Below are 25,823 nucleotides of genomic sequence, written 5' to 3' on the forward strand. Positions count from 1 at the left end.
TTCCAATGGAAGATTGAAGGGCTGTCCCTTCCTGCGATTGCAGACCGGCTTGATGCAATGAACGCGCCCAATCCGGAGTTTCAGAAGTATCAGGTCGGCGTCCGCACAGGCAATGCTACGGCAAAGAAGATTTGGAACAAGTCTTCACTGACTACCATTCTGGATAATCCCCATTACGTCGGAGATACCGTACTCGGACGAACGCTGAACGCCATCTACAAGGGCGTCAGGAATCAGCATATCGACCGCGAGGAATGGATTGTCTTTCCCAATACGCACAAGGCTATTATTTCCCGTGAGGATTTCCAGAAGGTGCGAGAAATGCGGAACGCCGCTGCAAGGACAAGGATTGAGAAGATGGAGCGCACGGAAGAAATCCGCGCTACGCTGATCAATCTTTTTGAAGACAAAATCGTCTGTGCAGACTGCGGCAGAAAACTCTACTTCCACCGCAAGCGCGTTGATAAACGCAAGGACGGCGCGTGGTATGCCTTCTATGAATGCAGCTCATCCGTCAAACGCGGCAACCTCTGTACACCGCATTATACGCGGCAGGATAAGCTCGAAGCCGATGTGCTTGCGGCGATCCAGCTTCAAGTCAAGGCAGCTCTCAATTACGACAAGCTGCTTGCCAAACTGAGAAACAGCGAAGGCGAACGCAGCATCCGCGATCAGCAGAATGCACTCATTACAAGCCTGAATCTGAAACTCAGCGGCATCTCCAAGAAGCGTACTCGGCTCTATGAGGACTTCACGGAAGGCATTCTCGATGAAGAGGAATACACCTTTGCCAAGAAAGCCTACGATGAGCAGTATGCCGACCTTTCCCGGCGGTTGGATGAAGCGGTTCAGCGGAAGGTAAAGTTTGCCGAGGCAATGTCCGAGGACAATAAGTGGCTCACACTGATGAAATCTGTCAGCGGTGCAACGATGCTCTCTCAGGAGTTGGTTGACGAGTCCGTAGAGCTTGTGAAAGTCCATGAGGGCGGCTCAATCGAGCTGGTCATGAAATACGGCGATATTTACGCTCTGACCGTTCAGAGCATTAAAGAAGTACAGGAGGTGATGTAAATGAGCAAGGAATACAACATCGGCATCTACATCCGCCTCTCAATGGCTGATGAAGATACCGGCTATGGAAACAAAGCGGAAAGTGACAGCATCGGCAACCAGCGTATGCTCATCAATCGCTTTCTCGACAATCATCCGGAGCTGTCTCGCTGTCAGCGGTCTGAGTTTGCGGATGACGGTTATACCGGCACGAACTTTCACCGTCCTCAGTTCACGCAGATGATGGAGAAGGTCAAGCGCGGCGAGATTAACCTGATCTGCGTCAAAGACTTTTCCCGCTTTTCTCGTGACTACATTGAAACGGGAAACTATCTGGAATGCACTTTTCCGTTCATGGGCGTCCGCTTTATTTCCATCAACGACGGCTATGACAGCGACGATTACAAAGGCACAACGGGCGGTCTGGAAGTGGTTATGCGCAGCATCATCTACGCCGCATACAGCAAAGACCTTTCCGTAAAGACCACATCGGCAAAAATCCAGATGATGAAGCAGGGCAAGTATGTCGGTGGCTACGCTCCATACGGCTACGTCCTGCATCCCACCATTCGGAACAAACTTGCCGTAGACCCGGAGGCGGCTGATGTGATCCGTCGTATTTTCCACGAGGCTCTGGAAGGCAGCAACACCTCTCAGATCGCCCGCAGCCTGAATGATGACGGTATCCCGACGCCGGGGCAATACTTCAAGAGCAAGCATCCCGACAAGAAGAAGTTCAGTAACATGAGCGAGAAAATCAGTTGGGAAACCGTGATGGTCTATAACATCCTCAAAAACCTTGTTTACACCGGAACGCTGGTCAGTCGCAAAATGAAGTCCTGCGGTGTCGGCTCAAAAAAGCGCGTTGTCAATGAGCCGATCATCGTAGAAGGAACCCATGAAGCCATTGTCAGCAAGGAAGACTTTGAGCTTGCTCAGAAGGTCATTCGAGGTGGAGGACGGAATCCCACGCGCAAGCAGCATGACTATCCGCTCAAGGGACTTGTCCGCTGCTGTAACTGTAAACGTGCTATGACACGCCGCAAGAACAAGGCTGGCATTCGGTACTTCCAGTGCATCCACTCGATCAACAACGGAAACACAGACTGTCCGATTGGCAGGAGCTTTCCGGAAATGGATATTGAGAAGGTTGTATTCCATGCCCTTACTCAGTTTCTCGCTTTGGCACAGAAGGAAGCAATACAGAACCGCGAAGTCGGTGATCTACGGAAATCTGCCATCAAGGAATGTGCTGATAAAATCCGCACTCTGCAAAAGCAGAACGAGCAGCACAAGGCGTCGAAGCTGAGGCTTTACGAGAAGTATGCCGCCGGGAGCATCACGAAGGAAGCGTACATTCAACAAAAGGCGACAACGGATGCGAAGATGGCTGAAAACGATGAAGCAATCCAGCGCAGTCACGAGCGGATGAAGGAGCTTGACTCCGAGACCTCCTGTTCAGATGAAAAGCTGGATGCTGTCTGCGATCAGTACGCCGACTGCAAAGCTCTGACCTATGAGCTGACCCACGCATTCATTTCTGCGGTCTACATTTACGATCTCGACAACATAGAAATCGTCTGGAAGTTCAAGGACTTCCTCACTACATCAGAAGGAGAAGCCAAATGAAAGTATTTCTTTATATCCGCGTTGCCTGTGCGGATCAGCTTGCGGCAACAGACCAGCGGGAAGAGCTGGAACGCTATGCGAAGGACAAAGGCTATGAGGTGGCTGCTGCTGTGGCGGCAGACGGCATCTCCGGCGTCCATACGGAAGGTATCATGAACTTCCTGCTGAACGAAGCCAAGCGTCAGGACATCGGTACGATCCTCACCCGTGACACCTCACGGATTAGCCGGGACACTTCCTCTTTCATAAGGTTTGAGCGAAAGTTCCGGGAGAACGGCATCCGGTTCGAGTATCTGTCCAAGCCTGACAACGAGCTTCCGGTCACTCCAATGATGGAGGCGTTTGAGACGGCGTATAAGAAACGTCGCACAAAGAACGGCAAAAGAGCATAGAGAAAACGCAAGCCGTTCACGGGTGGTTGTCCACCTATGAACGGCTTGTAAATTCTCAAAATTTTTTTAGTCCCTACTTGACACAAGAAGATATGTCCCGCATGGGGAGGGATTATCTGAAAGTAGGCTATTACACAGAAACATTATGGACAAGGACACAAAGGGGCAGGCCGTGAAACGGGCTGCTGACAACAAATAAAGGCCGAACATCGGGCGCATGGAAAGCGCAGATGTTCGGCCTTTTTTGTTGTCCGGGGGTTTCCAAAGGGGGGGCTTGGCCTCCCCTTTGGCACACGACCTTGCTTGCAAGGTGTAGTGTGTTATACCTGCTGGCGCGTCTGACGGGGGAAGCGGGGGGCGGTGCGGTATGCGCCCCGCTTCCCTCGGCAGGAAAACGGGCGGAGGTTTTGTGACCGGGAGGGAACAAAACGCCTGCCCGTTTTCAGAAAGCGGCGGCAGGTATACAAGCCCCCGTCCCTCGTCCTCCGTCCCCCGCTGGTGGGACAAAGTGTCCCGAAGCAGAGCGGCGAGCGCCCGTCAAGGCTGAAACAAGCGGGCTTACGCCCGGCCTTGACCGCCGCCCGCCGCTCCGCTTGTGGGTGGGCAAGGCGGCCAATCCCCTAACGGCGCTTGGCCGCCTGTTTCAGCGTGGGGCCGTTCTCTCCCAAAATCAAAAGGGGCGGGCAAGCACCCTTGGGGCTTGCCCGCCTTGATTACCATACAGCAAGACCGGGTGGGGCGGTCAATGGCGGCGCACTTGTGCGCCGCCATTGACGGCCACGCCTGGGGTTGCTACCCCGCCGCTGTCAGTCCTCCCACTCGCCCTTGTGCTGTTCCCACCACGCCGGGAACGCCGGGTCTTTCGGGGAGAGGGTGGGCTTGACCAGCAGACGGGCGATATGCGCCGTGTTGGATTTTTTGGTAAAGGGCTGAATGCCGTGGATTACTTCGCCCAGATGGAACAACTCCATCAGGGTGACGGTATCGACAGTCCATTTGGCCCCGTCGTAGCGGTAAATCGCCGTGGCGGAAGTAAGCCTCAAATCATCCTCATGGACAGTTTTAAACTGGCCCAGGAGATAGAGGATATTTTTCTTATTCTTCTCAAGCCTGCCCTTATGGAAAAAGATAGGCTTGCTGTCCTCGTCATAGCCCAAATCCCGCTGGAACAGGACGCTGGAAGTTACATCGTCAAGGTCATCCTCTTTCGTTGCCAAACACCTGTTGAAGATGGCCTGGACATTGTTCTCGTTCAGTTCCAACGGAGTAAACGACTTCAAAATTTCTTCCTTTGCCGCTTTCGCTTTATTCAGATTAAAGCCCACAATATAAGCCCCCCTCAAGCGCCAGAACGGCGCAGAAATTCAGATGGTCCTATTATACAGGCGGGCGGGCCAAAGCGCAAGGGCGGGGGCGGGATTTTTTGCCCCTGTCCGTCAAAAAATTTCCCGCTGTGCGTCCGCTCCTGCTGGAACAATTTGTATACACTTATGCCGTAAAAAATTAGTGAGATAGAACGGCCAGAGGCCCCGCAAGCTGCTTTCAGCTTGCGGGGCCTCTGCGCTCCCCAAAATCAAACACGGAGAGGAGGTCTGCCATGTTACCATTTAGAGGGTAAAAAGCCCTGATTTTTCAAGGCTTCCCGGCCCCGGAACAGAGGGGGGCTGTGTCCTATCATTCCCACCCCACGAAACGGGGAAACGCTGTCAACATACATGGAAAGGAAAGGTGATTTTATAAGCAATATCCGCTACAAGAAAGAAACAGAGGTCGTAATTTTTCAGGGAAAGGAAATCACGCTGGAAAACCTCTCCCCGGTGTTTACCCCGGAGCAGGAAGCGGCGAAACGCCGGGAGTTGGAACAGCAGCTTTACGAGGTGTTCCGCAAGTACGCCGATAAACGGAAAAGTGAAGAAGCCGGGGCGTAAGGTTTTCCAAAGCCACCGTTGATTTGCGGGGCTGCTGGCGGTATAATAATACCGTCAGCAGCTCCGTTTCTTTTTTAAGAAAAGGAGCGACAACATGGATAATAGAATAGACGCAATCTATGCAAGACAATCGGTAGACAAAAAGGATAGTATTTCCATTGAAAGCCAGATTGAGTTTTGCAAATACGAGTTGAAAGGCGGTAACTGTAAAGAGTACAAAGACAAGGGCTATTCCGGGAAAAACACGGAACGCCCGGAGTTCCAGCAGCTTATGCGGGATATTGAAAGCGGCCTTGTGCGGAAAGTGGTGGTCTATAAGCTTGACCGTATCAGTCGGTCTATCCTCGACTTTGCGAAGATGATGGACTTCTTCCAAAAGTACGAGGTGGAGTTTGTGTCCTCCACAGAGAAGTTCGACACCTCCACCCCGATGGGGCGGGCTATGCTGAATATCTGTATCGTGTTCGCCCAGCTTGAACGGGAAACGATACAGAAGCGGGTGCAGGACGCATGGCACTCCCGCTGTCAGCGGGGCTTCAAGATGGGCGGCAAAACGCCCTACGGGTTCCGGACAGAGCCGTATGTGATGGACGGGGTGCGCACAAAGAAGTTGGTGATAGAGCCAACGGAAGCGGCCTTTGTGCGGCAGATGTACGAGATGTACGCCAATCCGCAGGTGTCCCTCCACGACATCACAAAGAAGCTGACGGCGGACGGGATGCGCACTTACCACGGCAGGCCGCTGTCAAGGGCCACCTTGAGCGTTATCCTCCGCAATCCCATTTATGTGATGGCAGACCTCGACATCTATGAGTTTTACAAAAGTCAGGGGACGGATATTTACAACGACGCCGCCGACTTTGCGGGAACGAACGGCTGCTATTACTATCAGGGCAAGGGGAACACGGCGGACAAGCATAAGCACCTGCAAGGGCAGACGCTGGTGCTTGCGCCCAGCGAGGGCTTTATCCCCTCGGAACTGTGGCTGAAATGCCGCAAGAAGCTGCTCGCCAGTCACACCTACCAACCGGCGAGGAAGGCCCGGAACACATGGATGGCGGGAAAAATCAAGTGCGGGAAGTGCGGGTATGCGCTGATGTCGGCGCACGCCAACGGTATCCTCTATATGCGCTGCACCGTCCATGCGGACAGCGGGGCCTGTCCCGGCTGCGGGTGCGTGAAGCTGCACGAACTGGAAGCGGTGGTCTATGGGGCGATGGTAAAGAAGCTGAAGGACTTCAAGACGCTGACGGGCCGGAAAAAGGCGGCGAAAATCTCCCCGAAGCTGACGGCGAAGCGGCTGGAACTGGCGCAGGTGGAGAGCGAGATTGAAAAGCTGCTGGACACGCTGACGGGCGCAACCCCGGTTTTGCTCTCCTACGCCAACAGCAGGATTGAAGAACTGGACGCAAGGCGGCAGGACATCTCCCATGAGATTGCGAAGCTCTCGGCGGACGCTGTCCCGGCTGAACGGATCGAGAGCATTTCCGGGTATCTGGCCGACTGGGAGAATGTCAGCTTTGAGGACAAGCGGCAGGTGGTGGACGCATTGATAACCGTTATCCGGGCGACGAATGAAAAGGTAGAAATCGAGTGGAAAATCTGACGGGCTGACCCCCGCCGTACCTTATCCCTTTTGTGCTCTTGTCTATAATGGTGAAAGTTTCTTTGCCGAGCGAGATATTCGCTATATCGCAATCAACGACGGTGTGGACAGCGACAAGGGCGACAACGATTTTACCCCGTTTCGCAATCTTTTCAATGATTTTTACGCACGCGATACAAGCAAGAAAATCCGAGCCGTCATGCGGGCAAAGGGCAACGCCGGGGAACATCTTTGCAGCAACCCACCCTATGGGTATGTGAAAGACCCCAACGACAAGAAAAAATGGATTGTAGACGAGGAAGCCGCCGAAGTTGTGAAAAGGGTTTTTGATTTGTGCGTTGCAGGGAAAGGGCCGATGCAGATTGCAAAAGTCTTGACTGCCGACAGGGTTCTAACAGCGAAAGCTCACTATGCAAGGCGCGACGGAAAGGCCATGCCGGACAACCCCTTTCGGTGGGATTACAAATCTGTCGCGGCGATTTTGGAGCGTTCAGAATATACGGGGTGTACGGTCAACTTCAAAACCTATTCCAAGTCCCACAAGCTGAAAAAGCGTCTGCAAAATGCACCGGAAAACCAACGGATTTTCCCCGATACCCAACCTGCCATTATTGACCGCAATGTATTTGAGCGAGTGCAGGAATTACGGGCAAACAAACGCCGCCCCGCCAAGCAAGCGGAACGGCAAGGGCTGTTTTCTGGACTGTTGTACTGCGCGGATTGTGGGAGTAAGCTGCATTTCTCAACAGGCAAGGGCATGACCCCAGACCAAGACTGTTACAGGTGTTCCAAATACAAGAGCAATACGGGCGATTGCACCATGCACTATATCCGCGAAGAAACCTTGAAGCTGTTTGTACTGCGCCGGATATTCGACGTAACCGCGCTATTCTTTGAGGACATCACAAGTTTTCGGGAAACGGTACATCAGCAGCGTTTCGAGGAAGCGGAAAAAGAGGCAAGGAAACGCAAGCGGGAAATCGCCCAAGCGGAAAAGCGGATAGCAGAACTTGACCGGATTTTCAAGCGTATCTACGAGGACGATATATCGGGCGCGATTTCCCATGAACGGTTTTTGAAGCTGTCGGCGGAGTATGAAGCGGAACAGGAAGAATTGACACAGAAAGTCAAGATGGGCCGGGAAATGGTAAGCACCTACGAACAGGACAAAGCGGATTTTGACAGTTTCGCCGCCGTCATTCGGAAGTATGTAGGGATTACCGAACTAACGCCTACGATTGTCAACGAGTTTGTGAAGAAGATTATCATCCATGCGCCGGATAAGTCCACCGGACACCGGCGGCAGAAAATCCAGATTATCTGGAACTTCGTCGGAGAATTGAAGCAGGACGAGGACGCACAGACCGTAGAACGGCACAGAAAAAGCAGGACAGCATAGCAAAACTGCCATGCTGTCCTACAAACATCAATTTACTTCCCTATGGGTAGGCGGCTAAAACGGCTTCCCGTCCATTTCAATTTTGAGAGAAAAATCCGTCTGCTCTTCTGGGAATGTGGCTACAAGTTCGGGACATTTTGTCCTGAAGTCCGGCGTGGGGCAAAAGACGGGGGCTCTCATGTATGCCCTGTCTGCTGATGAAATCAGCCCTGCGCTTGTGCCTCCACGCCACGCAACCGCAATCCTGTTTTCCTGCTGATCCTGCCGTTGCCCTCCCCGGCGGTATGGCATTTTCACGACAACGCTGACAGAGCGTACAACACATTACACTTTGCAAGCAAATTCGTGTGCCAAGGGGCAAGCCCCTTTGGAAACCCTGGACAACAAGACAGACGGTATGCTGTCCTCTGTGGCTTGAACAAGTGAAAGCCAGCGTCTTTTAGGCGCTGGCTTTTCTTTCGGCCTTATAGGCCGCTCCTCATGGCCACGCCTCAACCGGCGAACAGTACGCTCAACGCAATCAATGTCTGGCCGGTGTAATACACCGCTGCACCCACGCCCTCCATCGCTCGGTTGCGCGCCCTGGGCAGAAACAGATAAAACGCATAGAGTAGGTTGGAGAGAAAGAACAGCCCGCCGCCCAGCGCCACGAGCTGGTTGCGCATCAGGTGCGCGCCTGCGCCGTAGAGCAGCGAGAGCGACTTGACAAACATGAAAATTGCAGTCAACGCGTATGCGGTGACATAGCTGTGCATGTTGAGAAAATCAATCCGCAGCAGACGGGCCCCCAGCGCCAGAAGGGCCAAAACGGCGGCGGAGACAAAGAAATCGAGGGGGAACACCCCCGCGATGCTGCAAAACAGGATGAGAAAGGCGACGTTGGCGGAGAAAAAAGAGATGAGCGCGTAGATAAAATAGTTGATGCCCAGCTCGTCGGTCTTGGAAATTTCAAGGAATACGTCCCCGAAAGTGCACAGCGCGAGGGCGATGAGCAGGTAGATAAAGTAGTGCCGGTCTGCGTCGGCCACCCAGCAGGCAGCCACAGCGATGGCCACGAACAACAGGCTGGTGATGGCCTTGGAGAGAACGCGGATGCGTTGCCGGTTGCGGTAGAGCGAAAAGAAGTAAAAGCACAGGCTCAGCGCCAGCGCGGATACCAACAGGTAAGCGATCATCATCCGTCCTCCTCTCCCGCAGCGCCCCTGCGAATTCGGGGCAGGTTGAAGCGAAAATAGACGCTGGCCAGGCGGAATGCGACGATGAACGCGATGCAGACGTAGCAGGAGATCAGCTCGCCGGCAAAGCGGTAGATCGCCCAGTAGAGCAGCGCCCCGGCCAGCGAGGCGGTCGCGTAGATCTCCCGCCGCATGATGACGGGCACCCGGCTGCACAGCAGGTCGCGGATCACCCCGCCGCCCACCGCAGTGATCACCGACATGAATACGAACGACAGAAGGTTGTAGTGGGAGGCGGCGGCCTTGATGCAGGTGTCCACGGTGAACACCGCCAGGCCGATCGCATCCATGATGGTGATGATAAAGGTCCATTTGTAGTAATTTTTCAAAAACAACACCAGCGTGGCCGCCACCAGGATGATAAAAAAGGAACGGTAGCTGGTAAAAAAGACGGGGATGCCGCGCCCCATCACCACATCGCGCGTGATGCCGCCGCCCATCGCGGTGACGATGGCGAGGGTGTAGATGCCGAACAGGTCCATATTCTTTTGCGTCGCTACATAAGCGCCTGACATCGCGAAGGCAAACACTCCGATGCCCTCCAAAACCGTTAAAACGCCCATTGCTCTCCTCATTTCTGTGCACTGCTTTCGGTCCGCCCCAGAGGGACAGCCCTCTGCTCCTATTTCATCACAAAAGCGCCGAAAAAGCAACGAATATTTGCCGAAAGGCGGGCCAAAATAGGAATTATTTTGCTGTTTGGCGCATAACATGACTGCGGAGCCCATTTTTGAGGCGTGGGTTAAAATTTTGCGGCGAAGGGTTCTTTTTTTGCAGACAAGGGTCGAATTTTTGCAAAGACAGCCCTGTTTTTTGCAGAAATGGCTTTAATTTTTACAAAAATGTGAATTTTCCAAGATTTTTTCAATTTGCTCTTGATTTTTTCTGGAAAATGATTAGAATAGTATTTAGCACTCAAAGATAAAGAGTGCCAAATCAAACACGTCAAAAATATTTAAGATATTGGAGGAATACACCATGACAATCAAACCTCTTGCAGACAGAGTGGTAATCAAGATGGTTGAAGCGGAAGAGACCACCAAGAGCGGCATCATCCTGGCTGGTTCGGCCAAAGAGAAGCCGCAGGTGGCCGAGGTTGTAGCGGTAGGCCCGGGCGGCACGGTGGATGGCAAAGAAGTCAAAATGTACCTGAAGGTCGGGGACAAGGTCCTGATGAGCAAGTACTCCGGCACTGAGGTGAAGGTTGACGGCCAGGAGTACACCATTCTGCGTCAGGACGACGTTCTCGCAATCGTCGAGTAAACATCCCCATTGCCTGCGCGGGGCTCAGGATGCGGCTCCGGTGGGATTTGAGCTTGCAGCATCCCAACTTTTTGAGATAAATGGAGGAATTCGACTATGGCAAAACAGATCATCTACGGCGAGGAAGCCCGCAAAGCGCTCCAGGCCGGTATCGACAAACTTTCCAACACCGTTAAAATCACCCTGGGTCCCAAGGGCCGCAACGTGGTGCTCGATAAAAAGTTCGGCGCGCCGCTCATCACCAACGACGGCGTGACCATCGCCAAGGAGATCGAGCTGGAGGACGAGTTTGAAAACATGGGCGCGCAGCTGGTCAAAGAGGTTGCCACCAAGACCAACGACGCGGCGGGCGACGGCACCACCACCGCCACCCTGCTGGCGCAGGCGCTGGTGCGCGAGGGCATGAAGAACGTGGCTGCGGGCGCCAACCCGATGGTGCTCAAGAAGGGTATGCAGAAGGCTGTGGACACGGCTGTGGACGCGATCGTTGCGAACTCCAAGATGGTTGCGGGCTCGGACGATATCGCCCGTGTGGCCACCGTCTCCTGCGGGGACGAGACGATCGGCAAGCTGATCGCCGAGGCGATGGACAAGGTTTCTTCGGACGGCGTCATCACCATCGAGGAATCCAAGACCGCCGAGACCTACAGCGAAGTGGTCGAGGGTATGCAGTTTGACCGCGGCTACATCTCCCCCTACATGGTCACCGATACCGACAAGATGGAGGCTGTCATCGACGACGCCTACATCCTCATCACCGATAAGAAGATCTCCGCGATCCAGGAGATTCTGCCCCTGCTCGAGCAGATCGTGCAGTCCGGCAAGAAGCTCGTCATCATCGCCGAGGACGTGGAGGGCGAAGCGCTCACCACCCTGCTGGTCAACCGCCTGCGCGGCACCTTCACCTGTGTCGCGGTCAAGGCGCCCGGCTTCGGCGACCGCCGCAAGGAGATGCTGCGCGATATCGCCACCCTCACCGGCGGCCAGGTCATCAGCGAGGAGCTGGGCCTCGAGCTGAAGGAGACCACCATGGATATGCTGGGCCGCGCGCGCCAGGTCAAGGTCCAGAAGGAGAACACCATCATCGTCGGCGGCGCCGGCGACCAGACCGAGATCAAAAACCGCGTCGCGCAGATCCGCGCCCAGATCGAGACCACGACCTCCGATTTCGATAGAGAGAAATTGCAGGAGCGTCTGGCGAAGCTGGCGGGCGGCGTAGCGGTCATCAAGGTCGGCGCAGCCACCGAGGTTGAGATGAAGGAGAAGAAGCTGCGCATCGAGGACGCGCTGGCGGCCACCAAGGCGGCCGTGGAGGAGGGCATCGTCGCCGGCGGCGGCGTGGCCCCGATCAATGCGATCCCCGCTGTGGAGAAGCTGGTCGCCTCCTGCGACGGCGATGAAAAGACCGGTGCCAAGATCGTCGCCAAGGCCCTGGAGGAGCCGATCCGCCAGATCGCGCTCAACGCGGGCATGGACGGCTCGGTCATTATCGACAAGATCAAGCGCTCCCGCAAGGTGGGCTACGGCTACGACGCCTACAACGAGGTCTACTGCGATATGATTCCCGCAGGCATCGTGGACCCGACCAAGGTCACCCGTTCCGCGCTGCAGAACGCCGCTTCGGTCGCCGCGATGGTGCTGACCACCGAGAGCCTGGTCACCGATATCAAAGAGGAAACCCCTGCCGCGCCCGCTATGCCGGCTGGCGGCGGTATGTATTAATCCGCACAATCAATCAAAGCGCCGGATGGAGCGTTCCATCCGGCGCTTTTTCAGTATCCGAGGGAGGAGGGGAGCGAATGACCATCTTTGTGGATGCGGACGCCTGCCCGGTGGTGGACCGCACCATCCGGCTGGGCAGGGCGCACGGCGTGCCGGTGGTGCTGCTGTGCGACACCACCCACCGCATCGAGCGGGAGGGTGCGCAGACCGTCGTCGTGTCCCAGGGAGCGGACAGCGTCGATCTCGCGCTCGCCAACCGGATCGGCCCGGGCGACGTCGCCGTGACGCAGGATTACGGCCTCGCAGCGCTGTGCCTCGCGCGCGGCGCGGCGGCGCTCAGCCAAAACGGACTGGTCTACACCGGGGAAAATATCGACGCGCTGCTGTTGGCGCGGCACACCGCCCGAAAAATCCGGGGAGCGGGCGGTCGTCTGAAGGGCCCAGCTAAGCGCACGCGCGCGCAGGATGAGGCGTTTGAGTGCGCGCTTGCGGCGCTGCTCAGTCCTTGATGCGCTTCCAGCCCCACATCACCGCCTGCGCGGGCAGCAGCTTGGCAGCGGCGCGGTGCAGCTGGTTCCACAGCCCGCACACCGAGACCGCCCTGCCGCGCGCTGAGTCGCGCAGCGCCTGTTCGGCCACCGCGCGCGGCGTCTGCAAAAACGGGAAGCGGCTGACCGCTCCGCTGTCCGCGCCGCGCCGGGCCACTTCGAGAAATTCGGTCCGCATCCAGCCCGCGCATACCGCCGTGCAGGTGACGCCGCGGCTGCGCAGCTCCTCGTGCAGCGCGCGGGAATAGCTGGCGACGAACGCCTTGGTGGCCGCGTACACCGCCATGTCTGGCAGCGGCTGGAAGGACGAGGTGGAGGCCATCTGTAAAATGCGCGCGCCGCGTCCCAAATAGGGCAGCGCTGCGGTGGTCACCGCGGTGAGTGCGCGGCAGTTGAGGTCGATCATCCCCAGCGCGGCCTGCTCGGGCACCGCATCGTAGCGACCGAATTTGCCGTAGCCCGCCGCGTTCACCAACAGGCAGACCAGGGGATGCAGCCGTTTCAGCTCGGCTTTCAGCACCTCAGGCCCCTCCGGCCGGGTCAGGTCGAGGAAAAACAGGCGAGCGGGTACCGGAAGTTCGCGGCGCAGCGCCTCCAGCCGGTCGCGCCGGCGCGCCACCAGCCAAAGCTCATCCAGAGGTTCGGGGCCGGCCGCAATCAGCCGGGCGAATTCCCACCCGATGCCCGACGAAGCGCCGGTTACAATCGCAATTTTCATCAAAAATCCCGCCTTTCGTTTGATCGGTCTCTATCGTATCATATTGGGCGAAGTTTTGCCAGAATAAACAGCGTCTCATCTCCCTGACAGACAAGAAAAAGCAGCCACCTTAAAGCTGGCGGCTGCCCGATCAATGGGAAGCTGTAACTCAACGTAAAAATGATTGGTCACAGCGCGTATTCATACAATTTATAATTTGTCCATCCGGTATCTTCATAAAACATTTTTAAAGTGTGCATATATTGAAATCCTAAACCTGTATATAGTTTTTCGGCGGGAAGATTCCCTTCCAGTACATCCAGCCTGATCGCCTTTTGATGATTTCTTTTAGCAACTTCAAATGCTTTATCAACCATTTGCTTTGCATATCCCTTTCCCTTCTTCTGAGGATGAACGCCAAGCGCATGAATGATAGTTACTTCGGAATGCTCTGTTTTTGTCGGCCATTCAAATTCCTGATATCCATCGTTACATTCATGATTTAACACCATCGCCGCAGCAATTTTATTTTCTTCTGTTCCGATGAACAAATCCCCGTTGGCGATAGAATCTTTCAAAAAGTCAGGCGATGGATAGATGTCCTTTTTCCAGCCGATATCGAATTCTGAATTTTGCATTCCTTCGATCAAAGAATGATAAAAGGCCCTGACCATAGGATAATCCTCTTTTATGGCGGTGTGTATTTCCATATCGTTTCCTCCGAAATTTCCAGTTTGACGGTTTCATTCTACCATACAACTAAACTGTCCTCAACAGGGGCTGTCGGTGCGATGACCGGAGTGGAAACCCGGCGGCGCTTATGGCGAAAGGGAGGAAAGAGCGGGGAGGTTTGCAAAGGCGTAGCTTTGTGGTATACTAAGAAATAATTGTCAGCCAGAATTTAAAAAGATAGGGGAACAGACCATGGGAAATATGGATTTTCTTTTTGCAGTGGGATTTTTAGCGCTGGGCGTCGCCTTTAAGCTGGGCTACTGCAAGAATTGGCTGCTGGGCAACGACCCGGAGACCCGCAAGAAATACAAGGAGAAGGAGACGCTCAACTACTTCTCCCTGCTGATGTTTGTGCTCTCCGCCGTCAACTGGATCTCGGTGGTGGGCGCTGCGATCGAACGGCCGGAGCTGATCTATCTCAGTGTGATCCTCAACGCCATTGTGATCGTCATCGGTCTGGGCTACTTCTTAAAGAGCAAGCGCTTCCGCAACTGAGCGGCGGCCGCATCAAAAAATAAAAGGAATGTCCCTTGCGCATCCGGCGCAGGGGGCATTTTTTTGCGCTTTTCGGCAATGATAAGGACAGTTGCCGCGCTGTGCGATCGGACGCGGAAAATTCAAGCGAAAGGGGCCTTATGATGAAGCTGCCCTTGATCGATCTCGTCCGCCGCCATGCCGCTGACGGGCCGGACGCCGAACGCGCCCTGCGCGCTGTGATGGAAAGCGGGCGATACATCCTGGGGGAAAATGTCGCGGCGCTGGAGCGGGAGATGGCGGACTACCTGGGGGTGAGCCACGCGGTGGCCGTTGCCAACGGCACCGATGCGCTCACCATCGCTCTGCGCGCGCTGGGGATTGGCGGGGGCGACGAGGTGATCACCACCCCATACACCTTCTTTGCCACCACCGAAGCGATCCTGGCGGTGGGCGCGAAGCCGGTGTTTGTGGACGTGCGGCCGGACACCTACAACCTCGACGAAAACCGCGTGGAGGAGCGCGTCACCAGCCGCACCCGGGCGATCCTGCCGGTGCACCTATTCGGCCTGCCTGCCGAGATGGATCTGCTGCACCGCGTCGCGGGGCGCTACGGCCTCGCGGTGGTGGAGGACGCCTGTCAGGCGATCGGCGCGGACTACGAAGGAAACAGGGCGGGCGCGATGGGAGATCTGGGCTGCTTCTCCTTTTTCCCCACCAAGAACCTCTCCTGCGCCGGGGACGGCGGCATGATCGTTACAAATTCCGAACGGCTGGCGCGCATCTGCCGGGCGCTCGCCACCCACGGCAGCGGCGAGAACGGCCGTCTGGCGGCGGCCGGGCTGGGCAGCGCCCCGCCCGATGGAGCTTTGCCCACCGATAAATATCACCATTACCTGGCGGGTTACAACTCCCGGCTGGACGAGCTGCACGCCGCGCTGCTGCGGGTGCGCCTGCGGCGGCTGGACGCGGACACCGCGCGCCGCCGGGCCATCGCGGCTTACTACACCGAGGCGCTGCGCGGCACGCCGCTCGTCTTGCCAGCATCGCCCGCGCATCTGTCGCCCGCCTGGCACCTCTATGTGCTGCAAAGCGGCCGGCGGGAGCGGATATTGGCCCGCCTGACGGAGGAGGGGATCGCCACCGGCGTCTACTACCCAGTGCCCGTACCATTGCAGCCCGCCTGCGCCGCGCTGGGTGCAAAGCCGGGGGACTTCCCGGTCGCGGAGGCTCTGTCGGAGCGGTGCTTTGCCATCCCGCTGTTCCCTGAGCTCACCGACAGCGAGGTGGAATGGGTAGCTGATTGCGTCCGCCGCGCCGCGTTGGAGGAGGAACCCGGATGAACCAGACGCAGCCTTATTTTGCGCACGAGTCCGCCTGGATCGACCGGCCCTGCACCATCGGCGCGGGGACGAGGATCTGGCACTTCTGCCACGTGATGGCGGGCGCGGTGATCGGGAATGATTGCAGCCTCGGTCAGAACGTGGTGATTGCGGGCGGCGCGCGGCTGGGTGACCGGGTGCGGGTGCAGAACAACGTGTCGGTGTACGACGGGGTGGTCTGCGAGGACGACGTCTTTCTGGGGCCGTCCTGCGTGTTCACCAACGTGATCAACCCGCGCAGCTTTGTGCCGCGCAAGCGGGAATACCGAGAGACGCGCCTGATGCGGGGCGCATCGATCGGAGCCAACGCCACGGTGGTGTGCGGCCACACGGTGGGCCGGTATGCGCTGGTGGGCGCGGGCGCGGTGGTTACGCGCGATCTGCCCGACTATGCGCTGGCGGTCGGGGTGCCTGCGCGGCTGACCGGGTGGGTCTGCCGCTGCGGGGAACGGCTCCGATTTGCGGATGGAGAGGCTCAGTGCCCCGTCTGCGCCGCCCGTTACCGCCTGCAAAGCGGCCGGGTGGAAATGCTTCCGGCGAACAGCCGGTGAAGGAGGAAAACCGAATGGAACTCAAACAGGAGCTGCTGGGCCGCATCGCCCACCGCCAGATCGTGGTAGGCGTGGTGGGCCTGGGCTATGTGGGCCTGCCGCTTGCGGTGGAAAAGGCCAAGGCCGGGTTCCGCACCATCGGGTTCGATGTGCAGCGGGACAAGGTGGAGCTGGTGAACCAGGGGGAAAACTACATCGGGGACGTGGTGGACAGCGATCTGCGCGAACTGGTGCAGCAGGGGATGCTGCACGCCACCGACGACTTTTCGCAGGTAGCGCAGGCGGATTTCATCGCCATCTGTGTGCCCACGCCGCTCGACGATCATCAACAGCCCGACATCAGCTATGTGGAAAACAGCGCGAAGGAGGTCGCGCGGCACCTGCGGCGCGGCGCGATTGTGGTGTTGGAGTCCACCACCTACCCCGGCACCACCGAGGAGCTGCTGCTGCCCATCCTGGAGGAGGGGTCGGGCCTCACCTGCGGCCGCGACTTTTATCTCGGATTTTCCCCCGAACGGGTGGACCCGGGTAACCGTCAATACAAGACCAAGAACACCCCCAAGGTGGTGGGCGGCGTGGGCTGGGACGCCACAGAAGTGATCGCGGCGATGTACCGCATGGTGCTGGAGGGGGACGTGTTGGAGGTATCCAGCCCGCGCGTGGCCGAGATGGAAAAGATTCTGGAGAATACCTACCGCAACATCAACATCGGCCTGGCCAATGAGATGGCGGTCATCTGCGATAGGATGAAAATCGACGTGTGGGAGGTGATCGAGGCGGCCTCCACCAAGCCCTACGGCTTTCAGGCGTTCTACCCCGGGCCCGGGTTGGGCGGGCACTGCATCCCGCTCGACCCGTACTACCTCACCTGGAAGGCGCGGGAGTACGACTACCACACCAAGCTCATCGAGACAGCGGGCGAGATCAACCGCGCGATGCCCCAGTATGTGGCCGAGCGTTGCTCCCGCATCCTCAACCGGCGCGGCCAGACGCTGAGCGGCGCGCGGGTGCTCGTGTTGGGCGTCGCCTACAAGCAGGACATCGGCGACTACCGCGAGAGCCCGGCGATCAAAGTGATCGAACAGCTCAGCGAGATGCGCGCCCAGGTGGCCTACTACGACCCGCACGTGCCCAAATACACCGCCAAGGGGCAGGTACGCTACGGCCTGGAACGTCTGGACGCCGAAACCCTGGGGGAATTCGACCTCGTGGTGATCTGCTGCGCCCACAGCGCTGTGGATTACGAGATGGTGGCCGCGAACGCCGCCTTTGTGTTCGACACCCGGAACGCGGCCGCCAAGGTGGCGGACCGAAGCAACATCGAACGCCTGTGAACCCGCCCCAACTTGTAGCAAAGGAGGCCCTGTCCATGAATTATGCCCTGATCGGCTGCGGGCGCATCTCGCCCAACCACATCGCGGCCGCGCAGAACAACGGCCTGACCATCGTCGCCCTGTGCGACACCGACCCAGCCGCCATGCAAAAGCTGATCGACCGCTTCGGCCTTGCGGGGGTGCGTTGCTACCGGAGCCACGAGGCGATGCTGCGCGAGTTCACCCCGGAGCTGGCCGCAGTAGCGACCCCGAGCGGGTCGCACGCCGCCATCGCGCTGGACTGCCTGCGGGCGGGCTGCAACGTCATCATCGAAAAGCCGGTGGCCATGACGTTGGAGGAGGCCGACGAACTGATCGAGGCTGCGCGCTGCCGCCACCTGGTGGCCTGCGCCTGCCACCAGAACCGGTTCAACAAGTCGATTCAAAAGCTGCGCGGCGCGCTGGAATCCGGCCGCTTCGGGCGGCTGTATTACGGCGTGGCCACCGTGCGCTGGAACCGCGGACAGGATTACTACCAGCAGGCGCCCTGGCGCGGCACCAAAGCGCAGGACGGCGGCGCGCTGATGAATCAGTGCATCCACAACATCGACCTGCTGCGCTGGATGATGGGGGACGGGGTGGGTGCGGTCTGCGCTGTGACGGCCAACCTCGCGCACCCCTACATCGAGATGGAGGACCTGGGGCTGGCGGTGATGCGGTTTAAAAATGGCGGCTACGGGCTCATCGAGGGCACCACCGACGTCTATCCGAAGAATCTGGAGGAAACGCTCGCCATCTTTGGGGAGCGCGGCACGGTCAAGGCGGGCGGTGGCAGCGTCAACCTGCTGGAGGAGTGGCGGTTCGGCGACGGGCTGGACGATGCGGAGGAGGTCAAGTCCCGCTTCTGCGAGGCGCCCAAAGGGGTGTACGGCTTTGGACACACCCCGCTCTACCGCGACGTGATCGACGCCATCAGGCAGGGGCGCGAGCCTTACATCCCTCTGGAGGCGGGCCGCCGCGCGCTGGAGCTGGTGCTGGCGATCTACCGCGCAGCCGAAACCGGCGGATGGGTGAAGCTGCCGCTGTAAAGGGCGCGGGCCTTCAGCGTTGCCCGGATGGCGGCAGATCATCTGCGTTTTCCGTTTTCCTGCATTTTTTCAAAAGTTGCGCATAGGCCAGAACCATGAAAAGAAGCAGCACAAACAGGTAGATGGGCAGCAGGGCGACGCCGAACTGTTCGGCAATGAGCCCAAATAACGGCGGCATGATACAGGTGCCGGCATAGGCACTCGCCATTTGGATGCCGATGATCGCCTGTGATTTATTTGCGCCGAAATGCTCGGGCGTAGAGTGAATGATACAGGGGTAAATCGGCGCGCATCCGAGCCCGATTAACATTAGGCCGGCGAATGAGCTTGCCATACCAAACGGCAATAACAACAGCAGTAAGCCTAAAAATATGATTCCCTGCCCCAGACGCACCATTTTTTGGTCGTTCAGGGCCATCGTTAAAAATCCGCTGAGCGCCCGCCCGGCTGTGATACCGATAAAAAAGAGGCTGGCAAATCCCGCGGCCGTTTCAGCCGATAAGCGGCCGTGAAACACAAAATAGCTGCTGGCCCACAACCCGGCTGTTTGTTCGATGGCGCAATAGCAGAAAAAGGCCACCATTACTTCTTTGACGCCGGGTATTTTGATGATCTGACGCAGAGAAAGAGCTTCACCGCCCGGTGTCTCTGTTTTTTGGCCCAGACTGGCTGCGGCGGTTTTGCTCCACAGAGGCAAGCTCAATATCAAAATAATGGTCAAAACCACCTGTAAAGAGCCGATATAGCGATAACCCATATTCCAGGTTTGGCCGTTTGTCAGGGCATGGCCCATGACATAGGGGCCTAAAGAGGCCCCCACGCCCCACATGCAGTGCAGCCAGCTCATATGGCGGCTTTTGTAGTGCAGGGCTACATAGTTGTTCAGGGAAGCGTCTACACTGCCCGCCCCGAGCCCATAGGGAATTGCCCATAAACACAACTGCCCAAATGAGCGGCTCACAGAAAACCCAAAAAGCGAAACGGCAGTCAGCATCACACTAAATGCAGTCACTTTTCCTGTCCCGAATTTTCTTGTGAGCCGGTCGCTTTGCAGGCTGGAGATAATGGTTCCCCCCGCAATAATCATAGAAACGATACCGGCAAACGAAACAGGAACGGACATCTCACTGTACATGGCGGGCCATGCGGAACCCAACAGCGAATCCGGCAGACCCAAGCTGACAAACGATAAATAAATAACCAGTAATAGAAGCTGAAACATTTTTACCCCTCCTTGTTTTTGCAAATATAAGAATAGCGCCTTTTTTTGCTTGAAACAATGATATTTTGGACATATAATGGAAGAAAACCGACTGGAGGAGGACAAAAATGGGTTTGCAAAAGTGCGGGCTTAGCGTAAACAGCGAAGGGCGGGAAATCCAGACGCACGGGACTTTTGAATTTCCATGCGCCGGATATTCCGCTGTGTATACGAATGCGCCCAAGGATGTGATCCCATGGCACTGGCATGAAGAATTAGAAGTTGCATATGTAAAAAGTGGATCAATCCAGGTACAGGTGCCGGGGAAACAATATTTGCTCAATACGGGGGATTGCATTGTCATAAATTCCAATATACCTCATCATGCAGTCGCAAAGGACCAGTGCGATTTGCGCTCGCTGGTTTTCCACCCCCTGTTGATTACAGGCAACAACATCTCTGTTTTCGCCCAAAAATATATGGCGCCCCTGGTTTCGTGCAGTTCTCTCGATAGTTTTCAGCCCAAAACCGCTTGCGATCAGGCGATAGCCGAGAACTTCCAGATCGCTTTTGAGGCGCTGGTCCACGATGTGCCAGGCCTTGAATTTGTGGTGAGGGAGCATTTATCCCTCATATGCTTTTATTTATGGCAACAAATCCGGCATACTGCCCCAACGGAGGCGCTGGCAGCGCATCACGATACTATCCGCATTAGAGAAATGCTGGAGTATATCCACGCCAACTATGCGGATGATATCACCCTGGCGGATATAGCCAGGACCGCAAATATTGGCGAGCGTGAATGTTTGAGATGTTTTCAAAGGACGATTCAACTTTCTCCCATGCAGTATTTGTTAAAATACAGAGTTATGCAGGGCGCCGTATTGCTTGAAACCGAGCGGACAAAAACGATATCTGAGATATCAGGTTTATGTGGTTTTGATAGTCCGAGCAACTTTGCAAAAATGTTTAAGCGCTTTTATGGCTGTTCTCCGCGGGAGTACAGGCGAAAAAATAACGCAATGTAACAGCTCAAATAGGTGAAGGGGCGCAGCCGAATTTGGCCGCGCCCCAATTTTTTCCCTGAGCAAACTGTACCAGAATTTTAGCTGGAAATGCGATTATTTGGCGAGTGTACGAATGGAGGCGCGCGGCGCGAAATGCTATAATATCCTAGTAATGAGATGGTTTTTGTCTGCTTTTGCATTTGCAACAGACACACTGGGGCGGATTGTGTCTTTGGTGTAAAGATTATATAAAGAAAACGCTATTTTTCTTGCCCTTTGCGCGAAAAAAGCGGTAAAATAAACTATTCTGGGGTGTTTTGCACCATTGTGGGGAATACCCCGGCGGCACATAAAATATCGGTGCCTGCCATAAGGATAACAAAGAAGGTGTACATATATGAGTCTCAGCGTAGGTATCGACATCGGTTCCACCACCGTCAAGGTTGTGGTGATGGACGACGGGGTTATCACCATGAAGCATTACGAGCGCCACTTTTCGCAGGTGCGCCAGAAGACGGCCGAAATGCTGCGTCTGGCGCGCGGGGCGATCGGGGAGCGCGCGTTTACTGTGGCTATCTCCGGTTCAGCCGGGTTCGGCGTGGCCAAGGCCGCGGGCCTGCCGTTCATCCAGGAGGTGTTCGCCACCGGCGAGGCGGTGCGGCATTCGGGCGAGGCAATCGACATCGTCATCGAGCTGGGTGGCGAGGACGCCAAAATCCTCTTTCTTACCGGCGGGCTGGAGGAGCGCATGAACGGCACCTGCGCGGGCGGCACCGGCGCGTTCATCGACCAGATGGCCACCCTGCTGGATGTGACCACGGACGAGCTCGACCAGCTCAGCCTGAGGGCGCAGCGGCTCTATCCCATCGCGTCGCGCTGCGGTGTGTTCGCCAAGTCGGATATCCAGCCGCTGCTCAACCAGGGCGCGGCCAAGGAGGACATCGCGGCCTCCATCTTCCAGGCGGTGGTCGATCAGACGATCACCGGGCTGGCGCAGGGCAGGCGCATCGAGGGCAAGATCGCCTTTTTGGGCGGGCCGCTGCACTTCTTTAAGGGGCTACAGAAGCGGTTTGTCGAGACGCTGCACCTCTCGCCGGAAAACGCACTGTTCCCCGACCTGGGGCAGTATTCGGTGGCGATCGGTTCGGCTGTCTTTTCCGAACAGAGCGCGGAGCAGCTCACCTTTGACGAGCTGCTCACCCGTGTGGAGGACACCGCCAACGAGGTGCATAGCGCGCGCTACCTCGAGCCGCTGTTCGCCGACGAGGACGACTACGAGGCGTTTGTCGAGCGTCACCGGCGGGCCACCGTGCCCGAGCGGGCGATCGAGAGCTATGAGGGGAACGCATACCTCGGCATCGACTGTGGCAGCACCACAACCAAGGTTGTGCTGATTTCGCAGCAGGCCGAGCTGCTCTACCAATATTACGGCTCCAACCGGGGCAATCCGGTGGATATCATCAAAGAACAGCTCCAACAGGTGTGGCGGCTGTGCGGCGGCAGGGTGAACATCCGCGCCAGCGTCTGCACCGGCTACGGCGAGGAGCTCATCAAAAACGCCTTCGGCATCGACGCGGGCATCGTGGAGACGATGGCCCACTTCAAGGCCGCGCGCTTTTTCTGCCCCAACGTGGATTTTATCCTCGACATCGGCGGGCAGGACATCAAGTGCTTCCAGGTGAAAAACGACTCGATCGACAGCATCATGCTCAACGAGGCGTGCTCCTCCGGCTGCGGCTCGTTCATCGAGACGTTCGCCCGCAGCATGGGCTACGAGATCGCGGAGTTTTCGCAGAAGGGAATTTTTTCGCAGTACCCGGTCGATCTGGGCAGCCGCTGCACCGTGTTTATGAACTCGTCGGTTAAGCAGGCCCAGAAGGAGGGCGCCGGCGTGGAGGATATCTCGGCCGGCCTCTCGATGAGCGTGGTCAAAAACGCGATCTATAAGGTCATCCGCGCGCACAGCGCCGACGAGCTGGGTGAGCACATCGTGGTGCAGGGCGGCACCTTCTACAACGATGCGGTGCTGCGCAGCTTTGAAAAGGAGATCGGGCGGGACGTGATCCGCCCCACCATCGCCGGACTTATGGGCGCCTACGGCGCGGCGCTCTACGGGCGCGAGCTGGAGCTGGCCGAAACCGCCACCATGCGCCCCGACCAGCTGGCGGCGTTTACCCACACCTCCAAGGCGGCCCAGTGCGGGCTGTGCACCAACCACTGCAACCTCACCGTCAACACCTTTTCAGGCAATCGGCGGTTCATCTCGGGCAACAAGTGCGAGCGGCCGCTCGGGGTGGGCAAGGCGAAAGAGCTGCCCAACCTGTACGCCTACAAGATGGACCGCATCCGCAACTTGAAATCCACCCCCGGCCGACGGGGCAGAATCGGCATCCCGCTAGGGCTGGCGATGTTCGAGAATCTGCCGTTCTGGCACGCCTTCTTCGAGGAGCTGGGCATCGAGACAGTGCTCTCGGATGTCTCCTCCACCGAGCTTTACGGCAAGGGGCGGTACACCATCCCGTCGGACACTGCCTGCTACCCCGCCAAGCTGATGCATGGGCACATCGAAAGCTTGTTTGAAAAAGGGGTGGACACCATCTTCTACCCCTGCCTGACCTACAATTTCGACGAGCACAAGGGCGACAACCATTACAACTGCCCGGTGGTGGCCTACTATGCGGAGCTGATGCGCGCCAACATCACCAAGCTGCAAACGGTGCGCTTCCTCTACCCATACTTTGGCCTGCACCGGCCGAAGGACTTTGAGAAAAAAGCCTACCAGTATTTTAAGGGCTACTACACCGACCTGACCCAGCGGGAGGTTTCAGCCGCGGCCAAAAAGGCCTATGCCGCGTACTATGCTTGGCAGGACGACCTGAAAGCGGAGGGCGCCAGGGCGATCGCCTATGCCCGCGCAAACGGCTTACAGATGGTGGTGCTGGCCGGTCGGCCGTACCACATCGACCCGGAGATCAACCACGGCATCGACCGGCTGCTCTCCTCCTTTGGCATCGTGGTGCTTACCGAAGACGCGGTGGCCGACCTGGTGGAGCCGCAGAAGGTGAACGTGCTCAACCAGTGGACCTACCACGCGCGGCTTTACAACGCCGCCAAGTACTGCACCATGCACGACGACACCGAGCTGGTGCAGCTCGTCTCGTTCGGCTGCGGCATCGACGCGATCACCACCGACGAGGTGCGCGCCATCCTCGAGCGGGGCGGCAAGCTGTATACCCAGCTCAAAATTGACGAGATCAACAACCTGGGCGCGGTCAAAATCCGCATCCGCAGCCTGCTGGGCGCGGTGGAGGAACGCCGCCGCCGGGCGAAAAGGAGGGATGCGTGATGCAGCAAAATGAGTTTGATTCCTACCCGGTGTTCACCGAGGAGATGAAAAAGACCCACACCATCCTGCTGCCGATGATGCTGCCGATCCACTTCACACTGATGAAGCGCATCCTCAATTCCTTCGGCTACAAGACTGAGCTGCTGGAAAACGACAGCAGGGATGTCATCAACGAGGGGCTCAAGAACGTCCACAACGACACCTGCTACCCGGCACTGCTGGTCATCGGGCAGATGATTAACGCGCTCAAGAGCGGTAAATATGACCCCGACAAGGTTGCCCTGATGATTACCCAGACGGGTGGCGGCTGCCGTGCCTCCAACTACATCTACCTGTTGCGCAAGGCGCTCAAAAAGAGCGGGTTTGGGCAGGTGCCGGTCATCTCGCTCAACTTCTCCGGGCTGGACAGCAGCCCGGGCTTCAAGCTCACCCTGCCGATGATCCTGCGGCTGGTGTACGCGGTGGTGATGGGCGACTTCCTGATGCTCATCAAGAACCAATGCAAGCCCTACGAGCGAAACCCCGGCGAGACCGACGCTCTGGTGCAGCGCTGGCTGGACATCATCCTGACGAGCTGGTCGGATGGGGCGCTGGTGAGCTACAAAAAGATGAAAGCGCTCTATCCGCGCATCCTCGAGGACTTCGCCGCTATCCCCAAGACCGGGGAGAAGAAGGTGCGGGTGGGCATTGTGGGGGAAATCTACGTCAAGTATTCCCCTATGGGCAACAACCACCTGGAGGACTTCCTGCTCTCGGAGGGCGCGGAGCCGGTGGTGCCCGGGCTCATCGACTTTTGCCTCTACTGCATCTACAACGGCATCGAGGATCGCAAGCTGTACGGCGGCAAGATGTTGACCAGCCGGATCAACGGGATCGCCTACGACTACTTCGTTGCCAAGCAGCGGGATATGATCGAGGCGATCAAGCGCCACGGGGTGTTCGACCCGCCCATGCCGTTCCCCGAGACCAACCGGCTCGCCAGCCAGTACATCAGCCATGGGGTGAAGATGGGCGAGGGCTGGCTGCTCACCGTCGAGATGGCCGAGCTCATCCACGAAGGGGTGCGCAACATCGTGTGCACCCAGCCGTTCGGCTGCCTGCCCAACCACATCGTGGGCAAGGGCATGATCAACGAGATCAAACAGAAGCATCCCGACGCCAACATTGTGGCGATCGACTACGACCCCGGCGCGAGCGAGGTCAACCAGCAGAACCGCATCAAGCTGATGCTCGCGAACGCCTCCTTTTGACGAAATGGAG

Annotated in this window: 23 protein-coding genes; 17 read left to right on the forward strand and 6 right to left on the reverse strand. The window is 57.3% G+C overall.

Annotation, left to right across the window (positions count from 1 at the left end; genetic code table 11):
* The 3 genes from H8711_RS10465 to H8711_RS10475 form a co-directional block, all read left to right on the forward strand.
* A partial coding sequence (locus tag H8711_RS10465) for a recombinase family protein (RefSeq protein WP_249283393.1) occupies nucleotides 1-1,071 on the forward strand: 1,071 nt, incomplete at its 5' end.
* Nucleotides 1,072-2,679 (forward strand): recombinase family protein, encoded by a 1,608-nt coding sequence (locus H8711_RS10470; protein WP_249283394.1) that lies wholly within the window; start codon nucleotides 1,072-1,074, stop codon nucleotides 2,677-2,679.
* A complete protein-coding gene (locus tag H8711_RS10475) occupies nucleotides 2,676-3,071 on the forward strand; it encodes a recombinase family protein (protein WP_249283395.1) in 396 nt (131 codons plus the stop codon). Before H8711_RS10470 ends, H8711_RS10475 begins: the two co-directional genes overlap by 4 nt.
* An 806-nt stretch (nucleotides 3,072-3,877) precedes the next feature.
* Here the strand turns inward: H8711_RS10475 and H8711_RS10480 are convergent.
* Nucleotides 3,878-4,396, reverse strand: a complete 519-nt coding sequence (locus tag H8711_RS10480) for a hypothetical protein (protein ID WP_249283396.1) — start codon at nucleotides 4,394-4,396, stop codon at nucleotides 3,878-3,880.
* A gap of 411 nt (nucleotides 4,397-4,807) precedes the next feature.
* On the opposite strand from H8711_RS10480, the gene H8711_RS10485 reads away from it, so the two are divergent.
* The 3 genes from H8711_RS10485 (at nucleotide 4,808) to H8711_RS10495 (ending at nucleotide 8,004) form a co-directional block, all read left to right on the forward strand.
* The gene (locus H8711_RS10485) at nucleotides 4,808-4,999 is read left to right on the forward strand and encodes a hypothetical protein (protein WP_425516141.1); all 192 of its coding nucleotides are present in this window, start codon (nucleotides 4,808-4,810) and stop codon (nucleotides 4,997-4,999) included.
* Nucleotides 5,000-5,093: 94 nt separating this feature from the next.
* A complete protein-coding gene (locus H8711_RS10490) occupies nucleotides 5,094-6,605 on the forward strand; it encodes a recombinase family protein (RefSeq protein WP_249283398.1) in 1,512 nt (503 codons plus the stop codon).
* Between the two features lie 199 nt (nucleotides 6,606-6,804).
* Complete coding sequence (locus H8711_RS10495; RefSeq protein WP_283245932.1) at nucleotides 6,805-8,004, forward strand: DUF4368 domain-containing protein; 1,200 nt, start codon at nucleotides 6,805-6,807, stop codon at nucleotides 8,002-8,004.
* 491 nt (nucleotides 8,005-8,495) lie between these two features.
* Here the strand turns inward: H8711_RS10495 and H8711_RS10500 are convergent, their stop codons facing one another.
* On the reverse strand, nucleotides 8,496-9,182 hold the full coding sequence (locus H8711_RS10500) for a lysoplasmalogenase family protein (protein ID WP_249283400.1): 687 nt from the start codon (nucleotides 9,180-9,182) through the stop codon (nucleotides 8,496-8,498).
* Nucleotides 9,179-9,802, reverse strand: coding sequence for a trimeric intracellular cation channel family protein (locus tag H8711_RS10505; protein WP_249283401.1), 624 nt, complete (start codon nucleotides 9,800-9,802; stop codon nucleotides 9,179-9,181). The genes H8711_RS10500 and H8711_RS10505 overlap by 4 nt, the downstream gene beginning before the upstream one ends.
* 415 nt (nucleotides 9,803-10,217) lie before the next feature.
* Here H8711_RS10505 and H8711_RS10510 point away from each other — a divergent pair, with 415 nt between their 5' ends.
* The 3 genes from H8711_RS10510 (at nucleotide 10,218) to H8711_RS10520 (ending at nucleotide 12,733) form a co-directional block, all read left to right on the forward strand.
* Nucleotides 10,218-10,502: a co-chaperone GroES gene (locus tag H8711_RS10510; protein ID WP_249283402.1), complete on the forward strand. Its 285-nt coding sequence runs from the start codon at nucleotides 10,218-10,220 to the stop codon at nucleotides 10,500-10,502.
* Between the two features lie 96 nt (nucleotides 10,503-10,598).
* Nucleotides 10,599-12,224, forward strand: coding sequence for a chaperonin GroEL (gene groL, locus H8711_RS10515; RefSeq protein WP_249283403.1), 1,626 nt, complete (start codon nucleotides 10,599-10,601; stop codon nucleotides 12,222-12,224).
* Between the two features lie 77 nt (nucleotides 12,225-12,301).
* Nucleotides 12,302-12,733: a YaiI/YqxD family protein gene (locus tag H8711_RS10520; protein ID WP_249283404.1), complete on the forward strand. Its 432-nt coding sequence runs from the start codon at nucleotides 12,302-12,304 to the stop codon at nucleotides 12,731-12,733.
* On the opposite strand, the gene H8711_RS10525 is transcribed toward H8711_RS10520, so the two are convergent.
* Together H8711_RS10525 and H8711_RS10530 are read right to left on the reverse strand one after the other, a co-directional pair.
* Entirely contained in the window at nucleotides 12,723-13,490 is a 768-nt protein-coding gene (locus tag H8711_RS10525) for an SDR family NAD(P)-dependent oxidoreductase (protein ID WP_249283405.1), read from the reverse strand. The genes H8711_RS10520 and H8711_RS10525 overlap by 11 nt on opposite strands.
* Nucleotides 13,491-13,657: 167 nt before the next feature.
* Complete coding sequence (locus H8711_RS10530; RefSeq protein WP_249283406.1) at nucleotides 13,658-14,179, reverse strand: GNAT family N-acetyltransferase; 522 nt, start codon at nucleotides 14,177-14,179, stop codon at nucleotides 13,658-13,660.
* Between the two features lie 214 nt (nucleotides 14,180-14,393).
* Here H8711_RS10530 and H8711_RS10535 point away from each other — a divergent pair, with 214 nt between their 5' ends.
* The 5 genes from H8711_RS10535 to H8711_RS10555 all read left to right on the forward strand — a co-directional run bounded on the left by H8711_RS10535 (nucleotide 14,394) and on the right by H8711_RS10555 (nucleotide 19,009).
* Nucleotides 14,394-14,696: a hypothetical protein gene (locus tag H8711_RS10535; RefSeq protein ID WP_249283407.1), complete on the forward strand. Its 303-nt coding sequence runs from the start codon at nucleotides 14,394-14,396 to the stop codon at nucleotides 14,694-14,696.
* A gap of 143 nt (nucleotides 14,697-14,839) precedes the next feature.
* Complete coding sequence (locus H8711_RS10540; protein ID WP_249283436.1) at nucleotides 14,840-16,018, forward strand: DegT/DnrJ/EryC1/StrS family aminotransferase; 1,179 nt, start codon at nucleotides 14,840-14,842, stop codon at nucleotides 16,016-16,018.
* Entirely contained in the window at nucleotides 16,015-16,608 is a 594-nt protein-coding gene (locus H8711_RS10545) for an acyltransferase (protein WP_249283408.1), read from the forward strand. The genes H8711_RS10540 and H8711_RS10545 overlap by 4 nt, the downstream gene beginning before the upstream one ends.
* A 14-nt stretch (nucleotides 16,609-16,622) precedes the next feature.
* On the forward strand, nucleotides 16,623-17,942 hold the full coding sequence (locus H8711_RS10550; RefSeq protein WP_249283409.1) for a nucleotide sugar dehydrogenase: 1,320 nt from the start codon (nucleotides 16,623-16,625) through the stop codon (nucleotides 17,940-17,942).
* A 35-nt stretch (nucleotides 17,943-17,977) separates the two neighbouring features.
* A complete protein-coding gene (locus tag H8711_RS10555; RefSeq protein ID WP_249283410.1) occupies nucleotides 17,978-19,009 on the forward strand; it encodes a Gfo/Idh/MocA family protein in 1,032 nt (343 codons plus the stop codon).
* Between the two features lie 13 nt (nucleotides 19,010-19,022).
* Here the strand turns inward: H8711_RS10555 and H8711_RS10560 are convergent, their stop codons facing one another.
* Nucleotides 19,023-20,231, reverse strand: coding sequence for an MFS transporter (locus H8711_RS10560; protein ID WP_249283411.1), 1,209 nt, complete (start codon nucleotides 20,229-20,231; stop codon nucleotides 19,023-19,025).
* A gap of 107 nt (nucleotides 20,232-20,338) precedes the next feature.
* Between H8711_RS10560 and H8711_RS10565 the strand changes: the two genes are divergently transcribed.
* From H8711_RS10565 to H8711_RS10575, 3 genes are all read left to right on the forward strand, one after another.
* Nucleotides 20,339-21,238, forward strand: a complete 900-nt coding sequence (locus H8711_RS10565) for an AraC family transcriptional regulator (protein WP_249283412.1) — start codon at nucleotides 20,339-20,341, stop codon at nucleotides 21,236-21,238.
* 376 nt (nucleotides 21,239-21,614) lie between these two features.
* On the forward strand, nucleotides 21,615-24,563 hold the full coding sequence (locus H8711_RS10570; protein ID WP_283245929.1) for an acyl-CoA dehydratase activase: 2,949 nt from the start codon (nucleotides 21,615-21,617) through the stop codon (nucleotides 24,561-24,563).
* Nucleotides 24,563-25,813 carry a 2-hydroxyacyl-CoA dehydratase gene (locus H8711_RS10575; protein ID WP_283245930.1) on the forward strand — a complete coding sequence of 417 codons (1,251 nt, stop codon included), beginning with the start codon at nucleotides 24,563-24,565 and terminating at the stop codon, nucleotides 25,811-25,813. The genes H8711_RS10570 and H8711_RS10575 overlap by 1 nt, the downstream gene beginning before the upstream one ends.
* The last annotated feature ends 10 nt before the right edge of the window (nucleotides 25,814-25,823 follow it).

Source organism: Ligaoa zhengdingensis, from assembly GCF_014384885.1.
Taxonomy (GTDB): Bacteria; Bacillota; Clostridia; order Oscillospirales; family Ruminococcaceae; genus Ligaoa; species Ligaoa zhengdingensis.